2 protein-coding genes and 1 pseudogene are annotated in these 2,744 nt (G+C 68.2%); 2 read left to right on the top strand and 1 reads right to left on the bottom strand.

The features are described 5' to 3' along the window. Positions 1-389, bottom strand: a pseudogene (locus tag KN815_RS25075) (hypothetical protein); the annotation flags it as partial. Positions 390-946: 557 nt separating this feature from the next. On the opposite strand from KN815_RS25075, the gene KN815_RS25070 reads away from it, so the two are divergent. Next, positions 947-1,951, top strand: a complete 1,005-nt coding sequence (locus KN815_RS25070; protein ID WP_216344182.1) for an ABC transporter permease — start codon at positions 947-949, stop codon at positions 1,949-1,951. A gap of 71 nt (positions 1,952-2,022) precedes the next feature. Then, positions 2,023-2,744 (top strand): ABC transporter substrate-binding protein (locus tag KN815_RS25065; protein WP_253209227.1); only part of this gene is annotated, 722 nt, incomplete at its 3' end.

Below are 2,744 nucleotides of genomic sequence, written 5' to 3'. Positions count from 1 at the left end.
AGGTGCCCGGGCGGGGCGAGGTCGGCGGGGCGGCGGGCGGCGGCCACCACGGCCAGCAGCAGCCCGCCGAGCACCACCTGCGCCCAGGCGCTGAGGTTGGCCCGCGTCTTCAGATCGCCGGGGATGCCCTGAAGCCAGTCGGAGTTCAGATTCCACAGGCTGGGCAGGCGCACCGCGACGGTCACCACCGCGACCGTGCCGAGCGCGCCCCCGGCGGCCGGTGAGCGCAGGGCGGTGATCCCGACGACCGCGTAGACCAGCAGCAGCACGAGGTCGAGCAGGGAGGAACCGAAGATCCCTCCGGTGGCCCGGAACGGCAGCCCCGCCCAGGTCCACCACAGATGGTTCGCCTCGTCGGCCTTGTCGAGGTCGTGGATGATCCACGCCAACGAGATCAGCCCGAGAACCGCGCAGACGAGCGCCCCGAAAAGGCGCCCTCCGCCATTGAGTATCCGTCCCTGCCCCATAGCCGTAGGTTTCCCCCGCCTCGTACCCCGGGCAACCGTCGCGGGCCGAAGAAAAATACGGATCGTGACCGTCCGGCGGCCGCCGGGAGGGGGGCGACCGGCCGGGGCCATATGGCGCGCCCCGGCCGGTCCACGGCACCCGCACGGCCGTACGCAGTTCAGCCTGACGCGTCCGTATATCGGTGTTGCGACGGATGAGTTGCCGGTGCGTTAACGCGCTTGCTGCCCATAGAACATGCTTTGTCCCCCATGAGGAGTCCCTGTCAAGCACGCCCTGACCTCGATCTGCCAAATGTTCGCTCAAGACTCGAATGCGCGGCACATCCACCCTCCCCGGCCCCTTGACTGGGCCGTTCCCCGATTGCGAAAGTCCGCTCAACCCGGTACGCACGCACCACTCCGGCGAGCGGGCAGCGACATGACGCGCATAGACAGCGCGAGTTGACGGTGTGACACCAGTGCGGGGGGACGCTAACGCGATGACGAGTCCATCCCAGTCCGGCGTGGTCGAGAAGGCCGCACCGGGCACGGAGGGCGAGGCGCCGGCCGGTCTGGCGCCCCGCCAGCTCATGTGGCGGCGCTTCAAGCGCGACCGCACGGGTGTCATCTCCGCATGCGTGGTGATCTTCTTCTTCGCCGTCGCCGTGCTGGCGCCGGTGATCTCCTGGCTGTACGGCAAGGATCCGTACACCACCTACGGCCTGGACCGGCCCGAGCTGCTGGACCCCCTCACCGGCTATCCGATGAAGCCCAACGGGGGCATCGACGGCGAGTTCTGGTTCGGCATCGAGCCCAAGCTGGGCCGCGATGTGCTGACCCAGCTCGTCTACGGCATCCGCACCTCGCTGCTGATCGGGCTGGCCGCGACCGTGCTGTCCACGGTCACCGGCATTGTGATCGGCGTGGTGGCGGGCTATCTGGGCGGCCGCACCGACTACTTCCTCGGCCGGCTCATCGATCTGCTGCTGTCCTTTCCGCAGCAGTTGTTCTTCGTCGCCTTCATGCCGGTGGTCACCGCGCTGTTCGTCAGCCCGCAGAAGGAGACGCCCACTTATTTCCGGGTGACGGCCCTGGTGATGGTGTTGTGGCTGCTGGGCTGGATGCAGTTGGCCCGGCTGCTGCGCGGCCAGGTGCTGTCCCTGAGGGAGCGTGAGTTCGTCGAGGCGGCCCGGGTGACCGGCGCCTCGCCGTGGCGGATCGTCCGCAAGGAGCTGCTGCCCAACCTCGTCACGCCCATCCTGGTGCAGTCCACGCTGATGCTGCCGAACTTCGTGACGACGGAAGCGGCGCTGTCCTTCCTCGGCGTCGGCGTGGTGGAACCGACCCCCGACTGGGGCCGGATGTTCGCCAAGGGCGCCAACTTCTACGAGGGCGACATCACCTACATGTTCTTCCCCGGCATCGCCATGGTGGTCTTCGTGGTCGCCTTCAACCTGCTCGGGGACTCGGTCCGGGACGCGATGGACCCGAAGACCACGCGGTGACCGGGGGGCCGGAGGGCCCAAGGCAGAGAACGGCAAGTCTTCCGTCCGATGAGGCAGGTGCAGTGACCACGATGACGCCGAAGAAGAACAGTCGCAGAGCCCGTACCTACACCGTCGCGCTGGCCGCGGGCGCCCTGGCGCTCGCCGGGTGCAGCAGCGGAGGCGGCGGCTCGGGCCCCAAGGAGTCCAACGAGCCCAAGATGGAGTCCCAGGACGTCACCCTCGGCACCGCCGTCGACTCCACCGGACCGGCCAAGGAGCTGCCGGGCGCCAAGAAGGGCGGCACCGTCACGGTGCTCCAGCGGGACACCTTCGACCATCTGGACCCGGGGCAGATCTACGTCAGCGATGAGCTGATCGCGCAGACCCTCTACAACCGGACGCTGACGAACTACCAGTTCGACGACAAGACGGGCAAGGCCAAACTGGTCGGCGACCTCGCCACCGACACCGGCAAGTCCTCCGACGGCGGCCGCACCTGGACGTACACCCTCAAGGACGGGCTGAAGTACGAGGACGGCTCGCCCATCACCTCCAAGGACGTCCGGCAGGCCGTCGAGCGGCTCTACGCGCCGTATCAGACGAACGGGCCGACCTATCTCCAGCAGTGGCTCTCCGGTGAGGGCCAGAAGTACCGCAAGGCGCTTCCGGACGGCCCCTACAAGGGCAAGCATCTGCCCTCGTCGGTGCTGGACACCCCGGATGACAAGACCATCGTCTTCCACTTCGACCAGCCGCGCGCCGAGGTGCCGTTCGCGGTCGCCATGCCCAATATCAGCGCGGTCCCGCCGGG

The organism is Streptomyces niphimycinicus, assembly GCF_018883605.1.
In the GTDB taxonomy this organism is placed as follows: Bacteria; Actinomycetota; Actinomycetes; order Streptomycetales; family Streptomycetaceae; genus Streptomyces; species Streptomyces niphimycinicus.
Note: the sequence above shows the minus strand (reverse complement) of the source record. Positions and strands in the feature narration are given on the sequence as shown.

Bases quoted from the DNA above. Each gene is read 5' to 3' on its own strand.
- KN815_RS25070 (WP_216344182.1), top strand. From the start codon at position 947: ATGACGAGTCCATCCCAGTCCGGCGTGGTCGAGAAGGCCGCACCGGGC.